Genomic DNA, 18,046 nt, shown 5'->3' with positions numbered 1-18,046 from the left:
TTGGGGGAGACGGACATGGCGGTGGAGAAGGGGAGTGCGTTCCTGCTGAAGGTGGGGAACGGGGCGGTGCCGGTGGTCTATGCGACCGTGGCGGGGCTGCGGACGACGCAGATGTCGGTGAATGGGGAGGCTATCGTCGTCACGACGAAGGACTCTGGCGGGTGGCGGCAGTTGCTGTCGGGGGCTGGGGTTCGGAGTGTGTCCGTGTCGGGGGCGGGGGTGTTTACCGGGTCTGTCGCCGAGTTGCGGGTGAAAGGTAGCGCGCTGACCGGTGTGCTCGATGATTATCGGCTGGCGTTCGAGGGGGGCGATACGATGACGGGGAAGTTCCTGGTGTCGCGGCTGGACTATGCCGGGGATTTCAATGGGGAGCGGTCTTACACGCTGAGCCTGGAGAGTTCCGGGGCTGTTGTTGTGGGTTAGCGGCTTTCCCTCGCCCCGCTGGGGAGAGGGAAGGAGGAGCCGCTTGGCGACGGGAGGGTGAGGGGTTTTGGGGCGGGGGTTCCGTGCCTCACTCCCCTCTCCCTCCCACGCGCAAGGGCGCGCGGGCCCCTCCCTCTCCCCGGAGGGGCGAGGGAATCTTGGAGAATTCTCATGGGTGATTTGGCGAATTCGGTTCGGGGGGAGGGGTCTCTTCGGGTTGGGGGGGAGATGCTTGTTCTTCGGCCTAGCTTTGCGGCTTTGGTCGCGGCCGAAAGCGAGTTGGGGCCTTTGTTTGCGCTGGTGGAGCGCGCGGCCGACGGGAAGCTCGGGATCGGGGAGATGGTGGGGCTGTTCTGGCATTGCCTGCGCGAGTGTCCCGAGGGGGTTACGCGGGAGCGGCTGGGGGAGGCTGTGGTCGAGGCGGGGCTGGCGGCGGTGACGCCGGTCTTGCGGGGGCTGTTGCGGCAGATCCTGGCGGGGAAGTGACGTTTTCCGAGAGCGCGGCGCGGCTCGCGGGGTTCGCGGGGGCGGTGCTGGGGTGGGCGCCGGAGGTGTTCTGGCGGGCTACGCCGGCGGAATTGGCGGGGGTTGTCGGGGCTTTGGTGGGGGACGTGCAAACGCCGCCCGATGCTTCGACGATCGCGCGGTTGAGGGGGGCTTTTCCTGATGGATGATCTTGATGCGGCGCTGGTGAGCGTGCGGGCGGATACGACCGGGTTCTCGCGTGACGTCGAGGCGATGCGGGGGGAGTTGGAGGGAGTGCTCGGCGCTGGGGCGGAGCGGGCTGCGCTGCGGGTCGAGGCGGGGCTGTTGCGCGCGGTGCGGTCGGGGAAATTGGGGTTCGAGGAGTTGAAGGGGGTCGCTCTGTCGGCGCTGGATGCGATTGCTTCGGCGGCTTTGAAGGCTGGGGTGCAGTCGGTGTTGAGTGGTGGGGGTTTGAGTGGGGCGCTGGCCGGGCTGGTTGGCGGGTTGCCTGGGCGGGCGACCGGCGGGCCGGTGTCTCCGGGGCGGGCGTATGTCGTGGGGGAGCGGGGGGCGGAGGTGTTCGTGCCTACCTCCAGCGGACGGGTCGAGGCTGGCGTGCCGGGGGGCGGGGTTCGGGAGGTGAGGGTCGCGATAACCGTCAATGCGGCTGGTGGCAGCGCGCCTGGGGTGTTGGCGCAGTCGAGCCGGCAGGTGGCTCGGGCGGTCAAGGCGGCTTTGGCTAGCGAATAGTCCCTCTCCCCAATGGGGAGAGGGAAGGAGGAGCCGTAGGCGACGGGAGGGTGAGGGGCTTTGGGGCGGGGGTTCCTAGCCTCACGCCCCTCACCCTCCCACGCGCAAGGGCGCGCGGGCCCCTCCCTCTCCCCGGAGGGGCGAGGGAAAGTTGGAGGATCTTATGGCGCATTGGCTTTGCTCGGGGCGGACTGTGCAGGTCGAGGGGCTTGTGTCTCGGTTCGATCCTCGGTTCTGGACGGTGGATTTTCCTCGGCCGATGATGGCGTCCGTCGTGACTACCGGCCCCGCTTCGCTGCGGGTGGATGCGGTTTTCTACAAGGCGGATGACCTGGCCGGGGTGATCTGGGCGGCGGAGGATCGGTTCGATCATCCCTTGCTGAAGTACGAGACTTCGCGGGATTTTCGGGACTGTCGGCTGCGCTTTCGATGGCGTTCGAGCGGGGTGATGGCGTTGGACGCCATCAATGGGCCGACTTTGACGATCGAGGGGCGGGACGCGGCGGGGGTGGCGCGCGCGTGGTATGTGCGGTTGTGGAATTATGCGGTGGGGACGCCGGAGGATGCGGTCGTCTCGCTCGATTTCGGGGCGATGGTGGGCGGGTATGAGCTGCCCGAGGATGCGGCCCCCGTTTGGGCGGGGGATATCGACCGGATGTTCGTGTCGCTGGTGCCGCCGGACTATACGAAAGTCGACGTGCCGCTGGCCGCGCCGCGCGAGGGGTGGGTCGAGTGGACCGATCTCGTCTGCGCGGGGCCGGGGTCGGTGCTGGCGATCGGCGATGCGGTGGTGCCGGAGCACGGGTTCCGGATCGCTGGCGGGTATGACGACAGCTATAATCTGACGCCGGCACGGTTGCTGCGCAATGCGCTGCATCTCGGGTATCGCGGGAGCATCACGCATTATGTCGGGATGAGCCATTATTTCCGGCTCGAGGGGCTTGGCGGCGGGTTCTACGTTTCGGCCGCCGGGGGCGTGCTGAACGTCGCGTGCGCGGCGTGGCACCGGGACTTCGCCGCACGCGCGCGGGCGCTCGGCTTCGACGTGATCTGGTCGCTGAGTTACGAACTGTTCGACGCGCATTGCTGGAACGACTGGAAGCAGCGGGCGGCCGATGGCTCGCCGGCGCTGACCGGGTGGGAGCCGCCTTCGACGTTGCTGTCGCCGGCGCATGCTGGGGCGATGGGGTATCTGCAGGCGGTCGCGCGGGCGTTCATGGGAATTGCGGTGGCGGCGGGGTTGGCGGCGAAGTTCCAGGTCGGCGAGCCGTGGTGGTGGATCATGCCCGACGGGCGGCCGTGTCTCTATGATGCGAGTGCGGTGGCGGCGTTTGCGCCGGTGGCGATCGGCAGCATCCTGGGGGTCAAGAACGCCGCGCGGATCGCGACTTTGGATGCGGCGGGGGTGTGCCTGGCGGCGTCGACGGCTGCGCTGGTGGCGGCGGTGCGGGCGGGGGCGCCGGGGTGCGTGACGCATCTGCTGACGTATCTGCCGACCGTGCTGGATGCGGCGGCGCCCGAGGCGAAGCGCGCGAACATGCCGGTTGGGTGGGCGAGTCCGGCGTTCGATGTGCTGCAGCTGGAGGATTACGACTGGGTGACGGCGGGGGATTCCGCGTCGTCCGCCGAGGGCGTGGCGGTGGCGTTCGCGCGGCTGGGGTATCCGGTGGACAGGCAACATTATCTTTCGGGGTTCGTGTTGCGACCGGATCAGGCGGTGCAGTGGGGGCTGATCGAGGCGGCCGCCGGGGTCGCGCGGGCTCGTGGGGTCGCGGAAACGTTCTTGTGGGCGCTGCCGCAGGTGATGCGGGACGGGTTCGTGCATTTCGATACTGCTGGGGAGGACGAGCCTGTGGATGCGTTCGATGACGTGCTGTTCCCGTTGGAGCTGGGGCGTGAGGCGGAGGTCGAGCCGGGATTCTCGACCGCGATCCTGACGAGTGCGGGCGGGCGGGAGGCGCGCAATGCGGGCTGGGCGGAGGCGCGGACCGCGTACGATGTCGGGCCGGGATTGCGGAGCGAGGCGGATATCGGTGTGCTGCTCGCGTTCTTTCGTGCGCGGATGGGCGCGGCGCGCGCGTTCCGGTTGCGCGATCCGTTCGACTTCGTGGCGGGGGGCCAGGCGATCGGGACCGGGGACGGCGTCGCGCGGCGGTTCGCGCTGGTGAAATGGTACGAGCGCGCGGCCCGGCGGATCACGCGGCCGGTGGCGGGCAGCGTTTCGGTGAGCGTCGACGGGGTCGGGACGAACGCGTTCGCGGTCGAGGCTGGGGGGTGGGTGGTGCTGGATGTGGCGCCTGCCCTCGGCGCGGCGGTGACCGCCGGGTTCGTGTTCGATGTGCCGGTGCGGTTTGCCGAGGATCGGTTGAGCGTGGCGCGGGCGACGTTCCTGGCGGGAGTCGCGGCGAGCGTGCCGTTGGTCGAGGTGCGCGAGGCTTAGTTTCCCTCTCCCCTGCGGGGAGAGGGAGGGAGGGGCCGCTTGGCGACGGAAGGGTGAGGGGTGGTTGGGATTTGTGTCCCGTGCCTCACGCCCCTCACCCTCCCACGCGCAAGGGCGCGCGGGCCCCTCCCTCTCCCCGGAGGGGAGAGGGTATCCTTTCGGAGGAGACTTTCATGTTTCTGGATGCGGAGCTGGCGACGATCGCGGTGTGCTGGCGGATCGAGCGGCGGGATGGGGTGGCGATCGGGTTGACCGCGCATGACCGCGATCTGGTGGTCGACGGGCTGGTACACCGCGCGACGCCGGGGATGACGCCGTCGGCGATCGAGCGCTCCGCGGGGCTGGAGGCGGACACGATGGATGTCGCGGGGGCGCTGACGAGTGCGGCGATCGACGAGCGCGATCTGCTGGCCGGGCGCTGGGATGGCGCGCGCGTCGCGCTGTTCGCGGTCGACTGGACCGATCCGGTCGCGCGCGTCGATCTGGGGAGCGGGTTGATCGGGGCGGTCGAACTGGGCGAAACCGGATTTACCGCGGAATTGCGGGGGAGCAGCGCGGCGCTGGATCGACCGGTGGTCGAGGAGACGTCGCCCGAATGTCGCGCCGAGCTGGGCGATCGGCGCTGTCGGGTGGCGATGGCGGGGCGGCGAAGGTTCGCGCGGGTGCTGGCGTGCGTCGGGCCGGTGGTGACGCTCGATCTTGCGACGGCCGGGCTCGGCGGCGGGCTGGTGCGCTGGTTCGGGGGCGCGAACGGCGGGCTGGAGAGCGCGATCGCGGCGGCTGACGGCGCGGCGGTGACGCTCCGAGCCGTACCGACCTTCGTGGTCGAGGCGGGCGCGTTGGTCGAAATGGTCGAGGGGTGCGACAAGAGCCTCGCCACCTGTGCCGCGCGGTTCGGCAACGCGGCGAACTTTCGCGGCGAACCGCATCTGCCGGGGATCGACCTGCTCACGCGGTATCCGGGCGCGTGAGCGTCGTTGCGGCGGCGGCGCTGCGCGCGGTGGGGACGCGGTTCCGGTTGCACGGGCGGGGCGCGGACGGGCTTGATTGCGTGGGGCTGGTGGCGGCGGCGTTGCAGGCGGGGGGGCACCGGGGGGCGGTGCCGACTGGGTATGCGCTGCGCGGCGGCGACGTGGCGATGCTCGACCGGATGCTGGTGCAGGTCGTGGGCGGGGCGGAAGCCGGCGACGTGCTGCTGATGGCGGTCGGGCCGGGGCAGTTTCATCTCGGGATCAGGACGGCGGGCGGGTTCGTGCATGCGGATGCGGGGTTGCGGCGCGTGGTGGAGCGGCCGGGGATGCCGCCCTGGCCCCTGATCGGTGTCTGGCGGATGGAGACGTGACATGGCGACCTTGATCCTGACGGCGGTGGGCACCGCGGTGGGCGGACCGATCGGCGGCGCGATCGGCGCGTTGATCGGGCAATCGGTCGATCATGCGCTGTTCGCGCCCAAGCGGCGCGAGGGGCCGCGGCTGGTCGAGCTGGCGGTGCAGACGTCGTCGTACCGCAGCCAGATCCCGAAACTGTTCGGGACGCTGCGCGTGGCGGGGACGGTGATCTGGGCGACCGACCTGATCGAGAGCCGGTCGACGTCGCGGGGCGGCAAGGGGCAGCCGAGCACCTCGACCTATTCCTATGCGGCGTCGTTCGCGGTGCTGCTGTCGGCGCGTGCGATCCTGGGGGTGGGGCGGATCTGGGCGGAGGGGAAATTGCTGCGCGGGGCGGGCGGCGATTTCAAGACCGCGACGGGGTTCCGGTTGCATCTCGGCGGCGAGGATCAGGCGGTCGATCCGCTGATCGCGTCGGCGGAAGGGGGCGCGACGCCGGCCTATCGCGGCGCGGCGTATGCGGTGTTCGAGATGCTGCAGCTGGCGGATTTCGGGAATCGGATCCCGTCGCTGACGTTCGAGGTGATCGCCGATCAGGGCGCGGTACTGGTGTCGACGATCGCAGCCGAGCTGGCGGAGGAGGTCTCCGGGGCTGCCGCGTTGTCGGTCGGCGGGTTCGCGGCGTCGGGCGGGAGCGTCCGCGCCGTGCTGGACCTGCTCGGACAGGCGAGCGGGGCGTGGTTCGCGCCGGTCGGCGACGGACTGGCGATGCGCGATGCGGCGGCGGCGATCGTGCAGGTCGCGGACGAGGGTTTTGCGGTCGGCGACAAGGGGGCGCGGCGGACGCGCGCGGTTGCCGCGATCGAGACGGTGCCGCGAACCGTGACGCTCGGCTATTACGATGCGGCGCGCGATTACCAGACGGGTGTGCAGCGCGCGCGGCGACCGGGTGCGGGCGTGCGCGACGAGCGGGTCGAGGTGCCGGCGGTGCTCGACGCGGGTGCGGCCAAGACGGTGGCGGAGGCGATGCTGGCGCGTGCCGAGGCGGGGCGCGTGCGGCGGACGGTAACGGCGAGGTTCGCAGCGATGGCGATCGCGCCGGGCGCTTGCGTGACGATCGCGGGCGAGGCGGGCGTCTGGCGGGTGACCGACACCGCGATCGAAGGAATGGTGACGACGCTCGGCCTCGTGCCGGTGACGATCGCGTCGATCCCGGCGACCGCGACCAGCGGCCGGGTGGTCGGCGCGGTCGATGCGGTGGTCGACGCGACGATCCTCCAGGCGTTCGAGATACCGGGGCTCGACGATGCGCCGTTGTCGATGCCGCGGATGACGGTGGTCGCGGCGGGTGCAGGCGCGGGATGGCGGCAGGCGGCGTTGCTCTACAGCGTCGACGACGGGATCAGTTGGACGGCGGCGGGCGCAAGCGCGGCGCCGGGCGTGATCGGTGTGGTCGAGGCGGTGGTGGCGGGCGGGCCGGCGACGATGATCGACCGGCGTGGTGCGTTCGACGTGCGGCTCGCGCATCCCGCCATGATGCTGGCGGATGCCGATGCGGATGCGCTCGATCGAGGGAGCAATCTCGCGCTGCTAGGCGACGAACTGGTGCAGTTCGGGCGGGCCGAGCCGCTTGGCGGCGGGCGCTGGCGGCTGCAGACGCTGTTGCGGGGGCGGCGGGGCACCGAGGCGGCGAGCCGCCAAGTCGCGGGCGATCGGTTCGTGCTGTTGGAGGCGGATGCCGCGCGGACGATCGACCTGCCGCTGTCGGTGCTGGGCCGCGAGGTGCGGGTGATGGCGTCGGGCGTCGGCGACGTGAGCCCGATCGAGATGCGCTGCGTGATCCGTGGCGCCTCGGTCGTGCCGCCGTCGCCGGTCCACGTCACCTTCACGCGTGACGGTGACGGCGGCGCGACGGTGCGCTGGGTTCGTCGGAGCCGCGCCGGGTGGCGCTGGATCGACGGGGTGGATGCGCCGCTTGCAGAAGAAAGCGAAGCGTACCGGGTGACGATCGCCGCGGGCGGCGTGGCGCGCACCGTCGACACGACCGCGCCGCTCGTCACGCTGACCGACACCGAGTTGGCCGGTGGCGCGGTCTCGCTGGCGATATCCCAGCGCGGAATCTTCGGCGAATCGCTGGCGGCGCATCTGACGATACCGGCCTGAATTCGAACGATAGGGGGAGTGGACCATGAGCGACACGACATCGCGGCTTTCGCTGCCGCTGGTGCAACCGGGGCAGGCGCAGAAAGAATCGACGCACAACGAGGCGTTGGCGATCCTCGATATCGCGGTTCAGGCGAGTGTCCTTGCGGTCGGTACGACGGTGCCGCCGGCCGACCCGGATTTGGGGGCGGCATGGATCCTCGGCGCGGCGCCGACCGGCGACTGGGCCGGACACGCGTTCGCGCTCGCAGCCTGGACGGCAGGCGGCTGGCGATTCGTCGTGCCACGCGAGGGAATGATGGTGTGGCATGGCGGCGACCGACACATCGTGCGGTTCAGCGCGGGAACCTGGGCGAGCGGCGTCATGTCGGGTACCAACGTGACGATCGGCGGGCAGATCGTGGTCGGTGCAAGGCGTCCGGCGATCGCGAATCCGCCTGCGCTGCTCGCTGGCGCCACGCCCGCCGATAGCGACGCGAGAAGCGCAATCGTGGCCATCCTGGACGCATTGCGCGGCCACGGGATGATATCTGCCTGAAACACGGCGAAAACTGTGTCGTTCCTGCCACAGTGGGAACTTTTGTTCGCTTGCGTGGAAACAAGGCCGAGGATAGGGAGTTTGCGATGTCCGTGTGACACTCATGAAAGGGGATTTAGTATGCGGAAGCTTGCCGTCGTTCTGGCACTCGCCTCCACCGCACTCGCCACTCCCGCCCTCGCCCGCGACAAGTCGTGGTACGTTGGCGTCGATGGCGGTGCGATGATCGTTGAAGATATCAACTATGACATCGGTAACCTGAACAGCGCAGGTTCGGTCGATCATAACTACGGTTATGACGTCGATGGCGTGATGGGTTACGACTTTGGTGGTTTCCGTCTGGAAACCGAAGTCGGCTATCGTCGTGCAACCGTTGACGGCTACACGTCGTCCACGACCACGCCGACCTTCACGCAGGCTGGCGTTCGCGGCAATGCCGCAGCTGGCAGCTATGACGGTGCCGGTGGTTCGTCGTCGGCGCTCAGCTTCATGCTGAACGGCCTTCTGGACTTCGGTCCGGACGACGGCATCCAGGGCTTCGTCGGCGGCGGTGTCGGTGTTGCTCGCGTCAAGGCGAAGTACGGCATCACCAGCGGTGGCGACTTCCTGAACGACTCGGACACCGTGTTCGCGTATCAGGGTCTTGCCGGTATCCGTGCACCGCTCAGCAACCACGTCGACGCAACGTTGAAGTATCGCTTCTTCAATGCTGAGAACGTCAAGCTGGTCGACGTGTCGAACCGCGTGTTCGACGGTCGTTACCGCTCGCACAGCATCCTCGGTGGCCTGACGTACAACTTCGGTTCGCCTGCCGAGCCGGTTGCTCCGCCGCCGCCGCCGCCGCCGGAGCCAGTTGCTCCGCCGCCGCCGCCGCCGCCAGCAGAAGTCGTCTGCTCGCCTGGTCCGTTCATCGTGTTCTTCGAATGGGACAAGTCGGACATCACGCCAGAGGCAGCATCGATCCTCGACAACGCCGTCACGCAGTACCAGTCGTGCGGCAATGCCCAGGTCATGATCGCGGGCTTCACCGACAAGTCGGGTGCAGCATCGTACAACGTCGGTCTCTCGCAGCGTCGTGCAGACGCCGCCAAGGCGTACCTGTCGTCGCATGCCATCCCAGAGGGTGTCATCTCGACGGAAGCGTTCGGCGAGACCCGTCCGCGCGTCGAGACCGCCGATGGCGTTCGCGAAGTGCAGAACCGTCGCGTGGAAGTCACCTACGGTCCGGGTTCGGGCCAGTAAGACTTTCGCCAGTCGACCCTCGGGTCGGCTACGGAACGAAGTTTGGGGAGGTCTGCGCAAGCTGGCCTCCCTTTTCTTTTGCGCGCGATGGCGAGCGGTAGTTCGAGGATTAGACCAGGGCTTGATCGAGATTGGCGTGGCCTTGCCTGTCGCCATTGCAGCGTCCAGCATAGTGCTTCGCCTTGGGGGACATGACTTTGGGCATCGCGCATATCCTTACGATCGGTGCCGCCGTTCTCCAGGGGACGACCGGTCCTCGCGAACCCGCCGTGCCCCAGCAAAATGAGGTGTCATCGGCCGGTTCGGTAGCATTGCCGCCCACGCCGAGCAGGCCAACGCCGAGCAGCCCCATTCCGGGCGGGCCGTCCGACGCTCAGCGTATCGCGCAGGCGGCTAGGCTTGGATCGCTGCTCTATACGTTCGATCGGGCGGCGTGGGTCAGCTCGGATGCGTTGACCGCCGCGATCCCGAAAAGCGAACTGCGCGGTGCCGGCGGGTATGTCGTCGAGCAGCCCGATCCGCGGACGCTGCACGTGACCTATTACCGCGGGGCGGGGGCTGCGGCGCAGGCGTTCTTCGTGGCGGACGTGCGCGGCGGGAAGGTCGTGTCGCAGGAGGTCCTCGTGCGACCGGCCGCGCTGACACCCGCGCAGGCTCTACTGGTGCGCGCCCGCGAGGTGGCGACACAGGCGGCCGTCGCGCGCGGGTACAAGCCCTGCACGCCGCTGCCGTTCAACAGCGTCGTGCTCCCGCCGCAAAACGACGGGTTGATCGCGGTCTACCTGCTGTCGGCGCAGAAGGAGGCGGCGACGTTTCCGATGGGCGGCCACTACCGCGTGCTCGTCGATCGCGACGGCAGAGTGGTGGCATCACGCCCCTACACGCTCGGCTGCCTCGCCATGACCGCGCCGACGCTGCCGCCGGGCGCGACGCCGGTCGGTTCGTGGTCAACCATCTACTCGATCCCGTCCCGACCGAGATCCACGTGTTCGCCTCGTACAGCCTGCATATGCCGGTGTTCGTCGCGACGCCGGACAAGCGTGTGTGGCGGGTCAAGGGCAGCGAGATCACGCCGTCGAAGGCGAAGTGACCGCGCGCCGTCGGTCGGTCGTCAGTCCGAGGCGGTGTCCGCCAGCGCCGCGGCCAGCCAATCCGGGACGATCGCGTCGCCGAGCGCGCCGATGCGGCGGTGCTCGACCATCAGGCCGAGTTCGGGATACGCGGCGCGTGTGCGCGGTCCGGTTTCAGTGAGGGGCGCGATGACGAGGCGGCGGTTGACCTTGGCGCGGTGATGCATTCGCGCGGTGTTCTCCTGCCCGACGTAACATCCCTTGGTGAAGCTGACGCCGTTCAGTTCGCGTGCGTTGCATTCGAGCCACAAAGTTTCGCCTGCGCCTAGCTCGCCGACACCTTCGGCGACGCCCAACGTCAAGCGATGTGCGTGCCAGTCCCGCGCGGGTTCGGACGCCGGGGCGAGCCAGCGCCGGCCGAGCGCGGCGAGACGCGGGTCGGGGATGCCCTCTCCCCCTGACGACCAATGCACCTTGCGCTCATCGGGCTGGATCGTGATCGCGCGGCGCAGCCGGTACATCGACAGGCGTTTCGCGAGTGCTTCGGCTTGCGTCGCCTCGGCATCGATCAGCACCGCATCGCCGTCTGCCCAGAGGATGAAGTCGAACAGCGCCTTGCCCTGCGGCGAGAGCAGCGCGGCCCAGGCGGGGGCGTCGGGCGTGAGCGCCGCGGTATCGGCGGTGACGAGGCCCTGCAGGAAGCCGCGCACGTCGTCGCCGGCGACGCGGATCACGCTGCGATCGGCGAGCATCGTTGCGGAAGGTTGCTGGTCCATAGCCACCACCTAGTGCGCGGGCGGCGATTTCCAAGCTGGATCGCACCACGGGGATATCGCCACAGGGATATGGCGCCGACGCGCCCGCGCCGATAGGAGAAGTGCATGACCGAGCGCCTCACGATCCGCCGCCCCGACGACTGGCACGTCCACCTGCGCGATGGCGCGATGCTGGACGCGGTCGCGCACCACACCGCGCGGCAGTTCGCGCGCGCGATCATCATGCCGAACCTCACTCCGCCGGTGACGACGATCGAGGCCGCCAAGGCGTATCGCGACCGGATCATGGCGGCGCTCGGCGGAGACGTCGGTTTCACCCCGCTGATGACGTGTTACCTAACCGACGGTACCGACCCGGCGGAGATCGAGCGCGGCTATGCGGAGGGCGTGTTCGCCGCGTGCAAGCTGTACCCCGCGCATGCGACGACCAACTCGGCGCACGGCGTCACCGATATTCGCGCGCTGACCGGGGTGCTGGAGACGTTGCAGCGAATCGGCATGCCGCTGCTGATCCACGGCGAGGTGACCGACAAGTCGATCGACATCTTCGACCGCGAGGCGGTGTTCGTCGAGCGTGTCCTGACGCCGCTGACGCGCGACTATCCAGCGCTCAAGATCGTGCTGGAGCACATCACCACCGCCGAAGCCGCTGCGTTCGTCACCGAAGCCTCGTACCCGATCGCCGCGACGATCACGCCGCAGCATCTGCTGATCAACCGCAACGCGCTGTTCGACGGTGGGCTCAGGCCGCACGCCTATTGCCTGCCGGTGCTGAAGCGCGAGACGCACCGCCTCGCGGTCCGCAAGGCAGCGGTATCAGGATCGCCGCGGTTCTTCCTCGGCACCGACAGCGCGCCGCATGTCGTCGGCGCGAAGGAGTCGGGCTGCGGGTGTGCGGGGATCTTCAACGCACCGTTCGCGCTCGAGGCGTATCTGCGCGTGTTCGAGGAAGAGGGCGCGATCGACAAGTTCGAAGCGTTCGCGTCCGAGCATGGCGCGCGGTTCTACGGGCTGCCGTTGAACGACGGTACGGTGACGCTGGTGCGCGATCCGGTCGAGGTGCCGGCGTCGATCGGCGAGGGCGCGACCGCGGTGGTGCCGTTCCTGGCGGGGACGACGGTCGGGTGGCGATTCGAGGGGTGAGTCTTGGGGGGCTTTAGGGCCGCTGGAGTCTTGCGCCGGCCGTTGCGGGCGTAGGACCGTTCGCCATCCTGCTGGTCTGGGTCTTCGTGTACCCGGTCCTGCCGGTTTGGATCGTCGACGGTCTATTTCGCTGGTCGATCCCGGGCTTGGCGCTGGCAGCGCTGTTTGGCGGGATTCACATGATGCCCGTGGCGTCCCGGGTGCGTATCGGCGTTGCGATATCGTATGTGCCAGCGTGGCCTGGTTCTTCGGCATGTCGGCGATCGTTTGCGCGGTGAATGGCGATCGCCTTTGAGATCGAACGCCGGGGTTTATCCCGCGAAGACGTACCGTCTCAGCGTGTAGGATCCGCTGCGTTCAGCCGGTCCAGCCATAACCGCGCTTCCTTCTGTTCGCCGACTGCGCTGGCGCTGACCGGGCCGCGCGCCGCGAAGAAGTCGTGGTGGAGCGCGAACGGTTCGAGCAGCAGGCGGTCGCGCATCGCGTCGATGTCCGCGCCCATCTCGTTGAGCGCGTCGATCGTCGGGGCGATCGCGGCGCGGACGCGGCGGTCCGGGCTCCGGTCGAACAGCCCAAGCGATCCCGACGCGGTCTTTGCCAGCGCGGCGTTCAGGGTGTCGCGGTACTCGGTTTCGAGATCCTCGCGCTGGGCGTCGAGGCGGGCGAGGCGGTCGGGTTTTGCCATTCGCCTGGGGTAGCGCGTGGGGAGGGGGCGTCAACTCGTCGCCTGGATTTGGCGGGCGTCGGGATGAGGGTGGGCGGTGTGAGCCGGTCAGGCGTGTCGCGTGTGGCGCGCGTCATGGGCAAAGCCCATGCCGTCGGACAGGCTTTGCCCGCCGGCCGGGCTTGGCGGAGTCGGCCGGGCGTGGCCGGCTGCCCGCCTGCGCTTAAAATGGCAGCCACCGGCTCTTGTGTGTGATGTTCATATAGCCGACGTTGACGCCCGCGCGCCAGCCGACGCCGAGGCGGATCGGGATCAGGACGACGTTGCCGCGCCGCAGATAGGTCGCGGCGAACCCGCCGACCAGGTACAGACGCCCCTCGACCGCGGGGAAGCGCTTGTAGAGCTCTTCGGTGTCGTAGAGGTTGTAGACCAGCACGAAGACCTTGTTCGCATCGCCGCCGACGTCGAAGCCGACCGACGGCCCGGTCCAGTAGACCGGCTGCTGGCCCTCGACCTTGTGGCTCATGATTCCCGAACCGTAGCGCACGCCGAGGATGAACGCGCCCGACGCCTCGCGCCCGGCGATGTACGCATTGGGCTGGCCCTGGTCCTTGAGGATCTTTTCGAGGATGCCGCCGAGCCCCGCTGCGCCCTTGCCGAATACGCCTTCGCCCGCCGCCAGCAGGTCGTCGCGCTGATAGGTGTCGGCCGCCTGCGTCGTCGCTTCCGCGCGGGCGGTCGGCGAGGCCGGGTCCGCCGCTGGAGCTGACGCCGAATTCTGGGGCGGAGCCGGGGCGGGCGTCGGGTCGGACTGGACCTGCGTATCGATATCGGCGGGCCGCGACGGCTGCGTGGTCGTCTGCGCGCGCGACGGCGCGGTATAGGCGCGCGGCGCGAGGTCTCCATCGATCGCCTGGTTGGGATCGATCGTGCGCACCTGCGCGGCGGCACCGCCAGTGCCTCCACACATCGCGGCGGCGAAGGCACCCAAGCCGAGCCAGAAGTCACGCATGATCATTGTCCCCAAACCGGCGTCCGCAAACGGGGCACCAAACGATCGACCTTGAAACCATCGACCCCGACATGGCCGATCCGATCGGACCGGTCGACCCGGTCCTCTCGCTCGGCCAGCGTAACCAACCTCGGCCTTGCCGCGCAATGAACGAACCGGCCGCGCGTGTCGAATTTGGGCGAATTCGCGATGAATGACACGAAGAGAGCGAATGACGCGAAGACAGCCGTTGCCCCCCGCGACGACCCTCGCTATAGCCCCGCATCTGCTGCAGCCGGAGACGTGGGTGAGTGGCTGAAACCAGCGGTTTGCTAAACCGCCGTACCGGGTTTACTGGTACCGAGGGTTCGAATCCCTCCGTCTCCGCCATTTTAGTGTTTCACAGCATCCCAAACCATCTCAGAAGCCTTGGATTTGCCTCGCTTTTAATAGCGCGGTAGTCTCACACGATCCCATAGTTTCCCACTCAAGCGCACGCTTGTTGGGGGTATTTTGGGGGTACGCTGAAGACGTTCTGGGGGTATCGAGTGCTGACCGAATTACGCTGCCGACAGGCCAAGGCAGCGGACAAGAGCTACAAGCTGTCCGACGCCCGGGGGCTTCACATGTTCGTGACGACCACCGGCTTCCGCTCCTGGCGCTGGAAATACCGAATCGCTGGCAAGGAAAAGCTGCTCGTGCTGGGCAGCTATCCCGACGTAAGCCTCGCGCTGGCACGCGAGCACCGGGACGCGGCGTCACGCCTTTTGAAGGCAGGGACCGATCCGGGCGTCGACCGGAAGCAAACCGCGGCGGTTCGGCATATCGAGCATGCAACGACGTTCGAGGCAGTAGCGCGGGAATGGCACGCCCAGCAGGTGTCGAGCTGGGTCGCTGTGCATGCGGCCGACGTCTTGAACAGCCTCGAGAAGGATGTCTTTCCGTACATCGGCTCGACGCCCGTTGCTGCGGTGACCTCGCCCATGGTGCTTCAACTCGTGCGGCGGATCGAGGATCGCCCGTCGGTCGAGACGGCACGTCGCGTTCGGCAGCGCATCTCGGCCGTGTACGGCTTTGCGATAGCGTCGGGATACGCGACGAGCGATCCGGCTGTATCGATTCGAGGAGCGATGAAGCCGCTCATCAAGAAGCGGCAGCCAGCGTTGGCGTCGCTGGAGGATGCGCGAGCGCTACTGACGGCGGCCGAGGCATCGGCAGCGCATCCCATGACCAAGCTCGCTTCGCGACTGCTCGCCCTGACGGCGCTGCGGCCGGGTACGCTTCGGACGACCGGTTGGGCCGAGCTGGAGGCCTTGAGCGAGGATGCGCCTGTCTGGCGCATTCCGGCGGACCGCATGAAATTGAAGGTCGCGCGCAAGCAGGACGAGCGTTTCGACTTTCTGGTGCCACTGTCCAGACAGGCGATGGAGGTTCTTCAGGCGGCGCGTGCCTTCGCGCCGCGCGGCCCGCTGGTCTTTCCGAGCCAGCGGCACGCGCACAAGCCGATCAGCGAGAATGCGATCGGGTATTTCTACAATCGTCTGGCGGTCCGGGCGCGGCATGTGCCGCACGGCTGGCGATCGACATTCTCGACGGTGATGAACGAACGCGCGCAGACGTTAAACCGACCGGGCGATCGCGCGATCATCGATCTGATGCTGGCGCACATTCCCGAAGGGGTGGAGGCGACCTACAACCGAGCCGCGTACCTGCAGCGACGCACCGAGATCGCGCAGGAGTGGGCGGACCTCCTGCTCGATGGGTTTGCGCCGGCAGCGGAGCTACTCGAAGGACCGCGGCGCTAGGCGTTGCCGCTCAGGGAGCGGTGGTATGACCGCGCGCTCGCTCCACGAGATCATCGGCGGCAAGGCCAGCCAGCACGGCTTGTCCCGTAATCGTGTTCGGCGCGACAGTCGTCCCAAGGGCTCGTGCGAGGCCCGGTTGTGGCGACCGGTCAGCAAGCGTCAGATGGGGCCCGCCATGATCGCGGCAGAAGGGTATGACCGGCAGCACAAGCAGCATGGCAAGCGTAACGGACCGCTAGGTCATGTCGGTCTGGAAGTCCTGCGCGCGCTGTATCGCATCGTGTGTCACCGGTCAGGCCGGCTCGAGCCGTCGATCGACTATCTCATGGGAAAGCTGCGGCGTTCGCGTGACGCTATCGTGCGCGCGTTAAAAGCGCTCAAGGATCACGGCTTTCTTGATTGGATCCGCAGGACAGAACCGATTCCCAAGGCGGAAGGTGCCGGGCCCAGAATCCGCCAAATCAGCAACGCGTACCGATTATGCATCCCGGAGTTTGCCCGCGTGATCGTGGAGCGCATCATCGGTCCCGCACCGGTGCCCGCCGACGTGGTCCAGGCCCTTGAGCAACACCACATCGAGCTGGCGGAAATGGTGGCTCAGCTACCGTTGCGCGAAGCGGTGGGCGTTAGTGTCCATAACGAGGCGCTGGCGGCCGCCCTGGCCAGACTGGCGGACGCCCTGGAAGAGAATGAGCGCGAGTCCGCCTAGCGGTCTGAAACCAGCAGCATTCATTTACAGAAAGGGAAGATCGCCGATCGACAACCGCGACAGGCTCCTCAAACGATCCGATGTTCGGGCATGGTCGACGGGGTGTGTCGGACGCTCATCGGTCGTCCCCTGTGACAGTGCTCCCGCGCCGACCCGCGGTGGCAGGATCGCGCGGTTTGGCGTGTTTGAACGTTAGACATGGACTTGGTGTATGCGGTTTCGCCCAATCGCCTATTAGTGCACCCAAACGCACCGTCGATGCTGCCGTGATATCGGGCCAAGAACGGCGGAATACCGCGGGGCTGAGCGTTGCCCGGTAATGCACCGGAACCGACACGAAAAGCTCGCGGGCGAGGCGGGGGGAATAGCGTGTAATTTGGGGGCACAGGATCGGGGGCGGGGAGTTGGGCCCCCCGGATCCAGCGGGGTCAGAAGCGATCGGGGCGGCGGCATGGCTGTCGCGTTGATCGTTGGCTTGCCACCACAGGAGGCTGCCATCCGCATAGAGGTGCAGCAATCTGCATCCAGCTGGAGTGCTTAACGCCGCCATTTAAGGCTAGATTTTGGCGGGTCTGCAGCAGCCCAGCCACTGCATCCAAACCCACCTGAAAAGCTCGCGGGCGAGGCGGGGGTTCTTGCACCGTATTTGGGTGCGCAACATGGACCCGACGAACTGGTGGAAAGGCGCCCGTCCGCTTTCGGGAAGCGAACGGTCGTTCAGAAAGCCGGGCGGGGGGCGGCATCGCCGTTTTGTGGTGGATAGCGGCCAGTCTTGTGTGGATGGCTCCCGCGTTACAAGTGTTGATGATCTGGCGGTTTGGTCGGGTGCAGTCTTGTGTCGGGCCTGTTGATGCAGCCGTTTCCTGACTGCTGGCACTGATGGTATCCGCAAGCTGGGTACCACTCTGCTTTGCAGGCTTTGACGCCTTACCTGAAAGCACACTGCACGGCATCGAGCCTGCGGGTTAAAAGGGGGCCTTTGGGCGCCTCATCGGTCGCACCAAAGGCAGTATGAATACGAAGATGCACGCCGTCACCGATGCAGAAGGTAGACCGCTCAGCTTCTTCATGACCGCGGGCCAAGTCAGCGACTACACCGGCGCTGCCGCGCTGCTCGACGGTCTACCCAAAGCGCAGTGGATGCTGGGCGACCGCGGCTACGACGCAGAATGGTACAGGGACGCCCTTCAGGCAAAGGGCATAACGCAATGCATTCCGGGCCGAAAATCCCGGAACGTCCCTATCAAATACGATAAGCGCCGCTACCGAAGCCGCAGTCGCATTGAGATCATGTTCGGCCGCCTGAAAGACTGGCGCCGCGTCGCTAGCTGTTACGATCGATGCACGACCGTCTTCTTTTCCGCTATCGCGCTCGCCGGCACCGTCAACTTCTGGCTCTGATCAATGAGTCGTGACCCTAAGAACGGTCGATAGTCGAAGGGTCCGGCAGAATGTCGGGACTTGATCTGACGATCTGGGATAACCGCGAAATCATAGAGGGTTTCAGCCTGACAAGGGACAACGCTCAAGGCCATCATA

General features: G+C 67.6%; 18 protein-coding genes, 1 tRNA gene and 1 pseudogene. 17 read left to right on the top strand and 3 right to left on the bottom strand.

What is annotated here, in order from left to right:
• The first annotated feature begins 15 nt into the window (after nucleotides 1-15).
• The 11 genes from C8J47_RS18695 to C8J47_RS19295 all read left to right on the top strand — a co-directional run bounded on the left by C8J47_RS18695 (nucleotide 16) and on the right by C8J47_RS19295 (nucleotide 10,439).
• Nucleotides 16-423, top strand: coding sequence for a phage major tail protein, TP901-1 family (locus C8J47_RS18695; RefSeq protein WP_121886983.1), 408 nt, complete (start codon nucleotides 16-18; stop codon nucleotides 421-423).
• A 171-nt stretch (nucleotides 424-594) separates the two neighbouring features.
• Nucleotides 595-909 (top strand): gene transfer agent family protein, encoded by a 315-nt coding sequence (locus C8J47_RS18690; RefSeq protein WP_121886954.1) that lies wholly within the window; start codon nucleotides 595-597, stop codon nucleotides 907-909.
• Nucleotides 906-1,097, top strand: a complete 192-nt coding sequence (locus tag C8J47_RS18685; protein WP_121886953.1) for a phage tail assembly chaperone — start codon at nucleotides 906-908, stop codon at nucleotides 1,095-1,097. Before C8J47_RS18690 ends, C8J47_RS18685 begins: the two co-directional genes overlap by 4 nt.
• Nucleotides 1,087-1,638 (top strand): tail tape measure protein, encoded by a 552-nt coding sequence (locus C8J47_RS18680; protein ID WP_183129184.1) that lies wholly within the window; start codon nucleotides 1,087-1,089, stop codon nucleotides 1,636-1,638. The genes C8J47_RS18685 and C8J47_RS18680 overlap by 11 nt, the downstream gene beginning before the upstream one ends.
• Before the next feature lie 163 nt (nucleotides 1,639-1,801).
• The gene (locus C8J47_RS18675) at nucleotides 1,802-4,078 is read left to right on the top strand and encodes a DUF2460 domain-containing protein (protein WP_121886951.1); all 2,277 of its coding nucleotides are present in this window, start codon (nucleotides 1,802-1,804) and stop codon (nucleotides 4,076-4,078) included.
• A gap of 173 nt (nucleotides 4,079-4,251) precedes the next feature.
• Nucleotides 4,252-5,049 carry a DUF2163 domain-containing protein gene (locus C8J47_RS18670; protein WP_121886950.1) on the top strand — a complete coding sequence of 266 codons (798 nt, stop codon included), beginning with the start codon at nucleotides 4,252-4,254 and terminating at the stop codon, nucleotides 5,047-5,049.
• Complete coding sequence (locus C8J47_RS18665) at nucleotides 5,046-5,420, top strand: peptidoglycan endopeptidase (protein WP_121886949.1); 375 nt, start codon at nucleotides 5,046-5,048, stop codon at nucleotides 5,418-5,420. Before C8J47_RS18670 ends, C8J47_RS18665 begins: the two co-directional genes overlap by 4 nt.
• Before the next feature lies 1 nt (nucleotide 5,421).
• Nucleotides 5,422-7,569, top strand: coding sequence for a phage tail protein (locus C8J47_RS18660; RefSeq protein ID WP_121886948.1), 2,148 nt, complete (start codon nucleotides 5,422-5,424; stop codon nucleotides 7,567-7,569).
• A 25-nt stretch (nucleotides 7,570-7,594) separates the two neighbouring features.
• A complete protein-coding gene (locus C8J47_RS18655; protein ID WP_121886947.1) occupies nucleotides 7,595-8,107 on the top strand; it encodes a DUF2793 domain-containing protein in 513 nt (170 codons plus the stop codon).
• A gap of 120 nt (nucleotides 8,108-8,227) precedes the next feature.
• Nucleotides 8,228-9,349, top strand: coding sequence for an OmpA family protein (locus tag C8J47_RS18650; protein WP_121886946.1), 1,122 nt, complete (start codon nucleotides 8,228-8,230; stop codon nucleotides 9,347-9,349).
• Nucleotides 9,350-10,292: 943 nt separating this feature from the next.
• The gene (locus C8J47_RS19295) at nucleotides 10,293-10,439 is read left to right on the top strand and encodes a hypothetical protein (RefSeq protein ID WP_183129181.1); all 147 of its coding nucleotides are present in this window, start codon (nucleotides 10,293-10,295) and stop codon (nucleotides 10,437-10,439) included.
• 21 nt (nucleotides 10,440-10,460) lie between these two features.
• Here the strand turns inward: C8J47_RS19295 and C8J47_RS18645 are convergent, their stop codons facing one another.
• Nucleotides 10,461-11,195 carry a folate-binding protein YgfZ gene (locus C8J47_RS18645; protein WP_259467662.1) on the bottom strand — a complete coding sequence of 245 codons (735 nt, stop codon included), beginning with the start codon at nucleotides 11,193-11,195 and terminating at the stop codon, nucleotides 10,461-10,463.
• A gap of 105 nt (nucleotides 11,196-11,300) precedes the next feature.
• On the opposite strand from C8J47_RS18645, the gene pyrC reads away from it, so the two are divergent.
• Complete coding sequence (gene pyrC, locus C8J47_RS18640) at nucleotides 11,301-12,338, top strand: dihydroorotase (protein WP_121886945.1); 1,038 nt, start codon at nucleotides 11,301-11,303, stop codon at nucleotides 12,336-12,338.
• 334 nt (nucleotides 12,339-12,672) lie between these two features.
• On the opposite strand, the gene C8J47_RS18635 is transcribed toward pyrC, so the two are convergent.
• Both C8J47_RS18635 and C8J47_RS18630 read right to left on the bottom strand, forming a co-directional pair.
• Nucleotides 12,673-13,023 (bottom strand): hypothetical protein, encoded by a 351-nt coding sequence (locus C8J47_RS18635; RefSeq protein WP_121886944.1) that lies wholly within the window; start codon nucleotides 13,021-13,023, stop codon nucleotides 12,673-12,675.
• Nucleotides 13,024-13,225: 202 nt separating this feature from the next.
• Nucleotides 13,226-14,020 (bottom strand): DUF1134 domain-containing protein, encoded by a 795-nt coding sequence (locus C8J47_RS18630; protein ID WP_121886943.1) that lies wholly within the window; start codon nucleotides 14,018-14,020, stop codon nucleotides 13,226-13,228.
• Nucleotides 14,021-14,085: 65 nt separating this feature from the next.
• Between C8J47_RS18630 and C8J47_RS19700 the strand changes: the two genes are divergently transcribed.
• From C8J47_RS19700 to C8J47_RS18610, 5 genes and pseudogenes are all read left to right on the top strand, one after another.
• On the top strand, nucleotides 14,086-14,211 hold the full coding sequence (locus C8J47_RS19700; protein ID WP_259467661.1) for a hypothetical protein: 126 nt from the start codon (nucleotides 14,086-14,088) through the stop codon (nucleotides 14,209-14,211).
• A gap of 79 nt (nucleotides 14,212-14,290) precedes the next feature.
• A tRNA-Ser gene (locus C8J47_RS18625) sits at nucleotides 14,291-14,383 on the top strand.
• A 158-nt stretch (nucleotides 14,384-14,541) separates the two neighbouring features.
• On the top strand, nucleotides 14,542-15,798 hold the full coding sequence (locus C8J47_RS18620) for a phage integrase central domain-containing protein (protein WP_121886942.1): 1,257 nt from the start codon (nucleotides 14,542-14,544) through the stop codon (nucleotides 15,796-15,798).
• A gap of 25 nt (nucleotides 15,799-15,823) precedes the next feature.
• Nucleotides 15,824-16,507, top strand: a complete 684-nt coding sequence (locus C8J47_RS18615; RefSeq protein ID WP_121886941.1) for a helix-turn-helix domain-containing protein — start codon at nucleotides 15,824-15,826, stop codon at nucleotides 16,505-16,507.
• 925 nt (nucleotides 16,508-17,432) lie between these two features.
• Nucleotides 17,433-17,908 (top strand): annotated as a pseudogene (locus C8J47_RS18610) (IS5 family transposase); the annotation flags it as partial.
• Nucleotides 17,909-18,046: the final 138 nt, after the last annotated feature.

The organism is Sphingomonas sp. PP-F2F-G114-C0414, assembly GCF_003688595.1.
GTDB lineage: Bacteria > Pseudomonadota > Alphaproteobacteria > Sphingomonadales > Sphingomonadaceae > Sphingomonas.
Note: the sequence above shows the minus strand (reverse complement) of the source record. Positions and strands in the feature narration are given on the sequence as shown.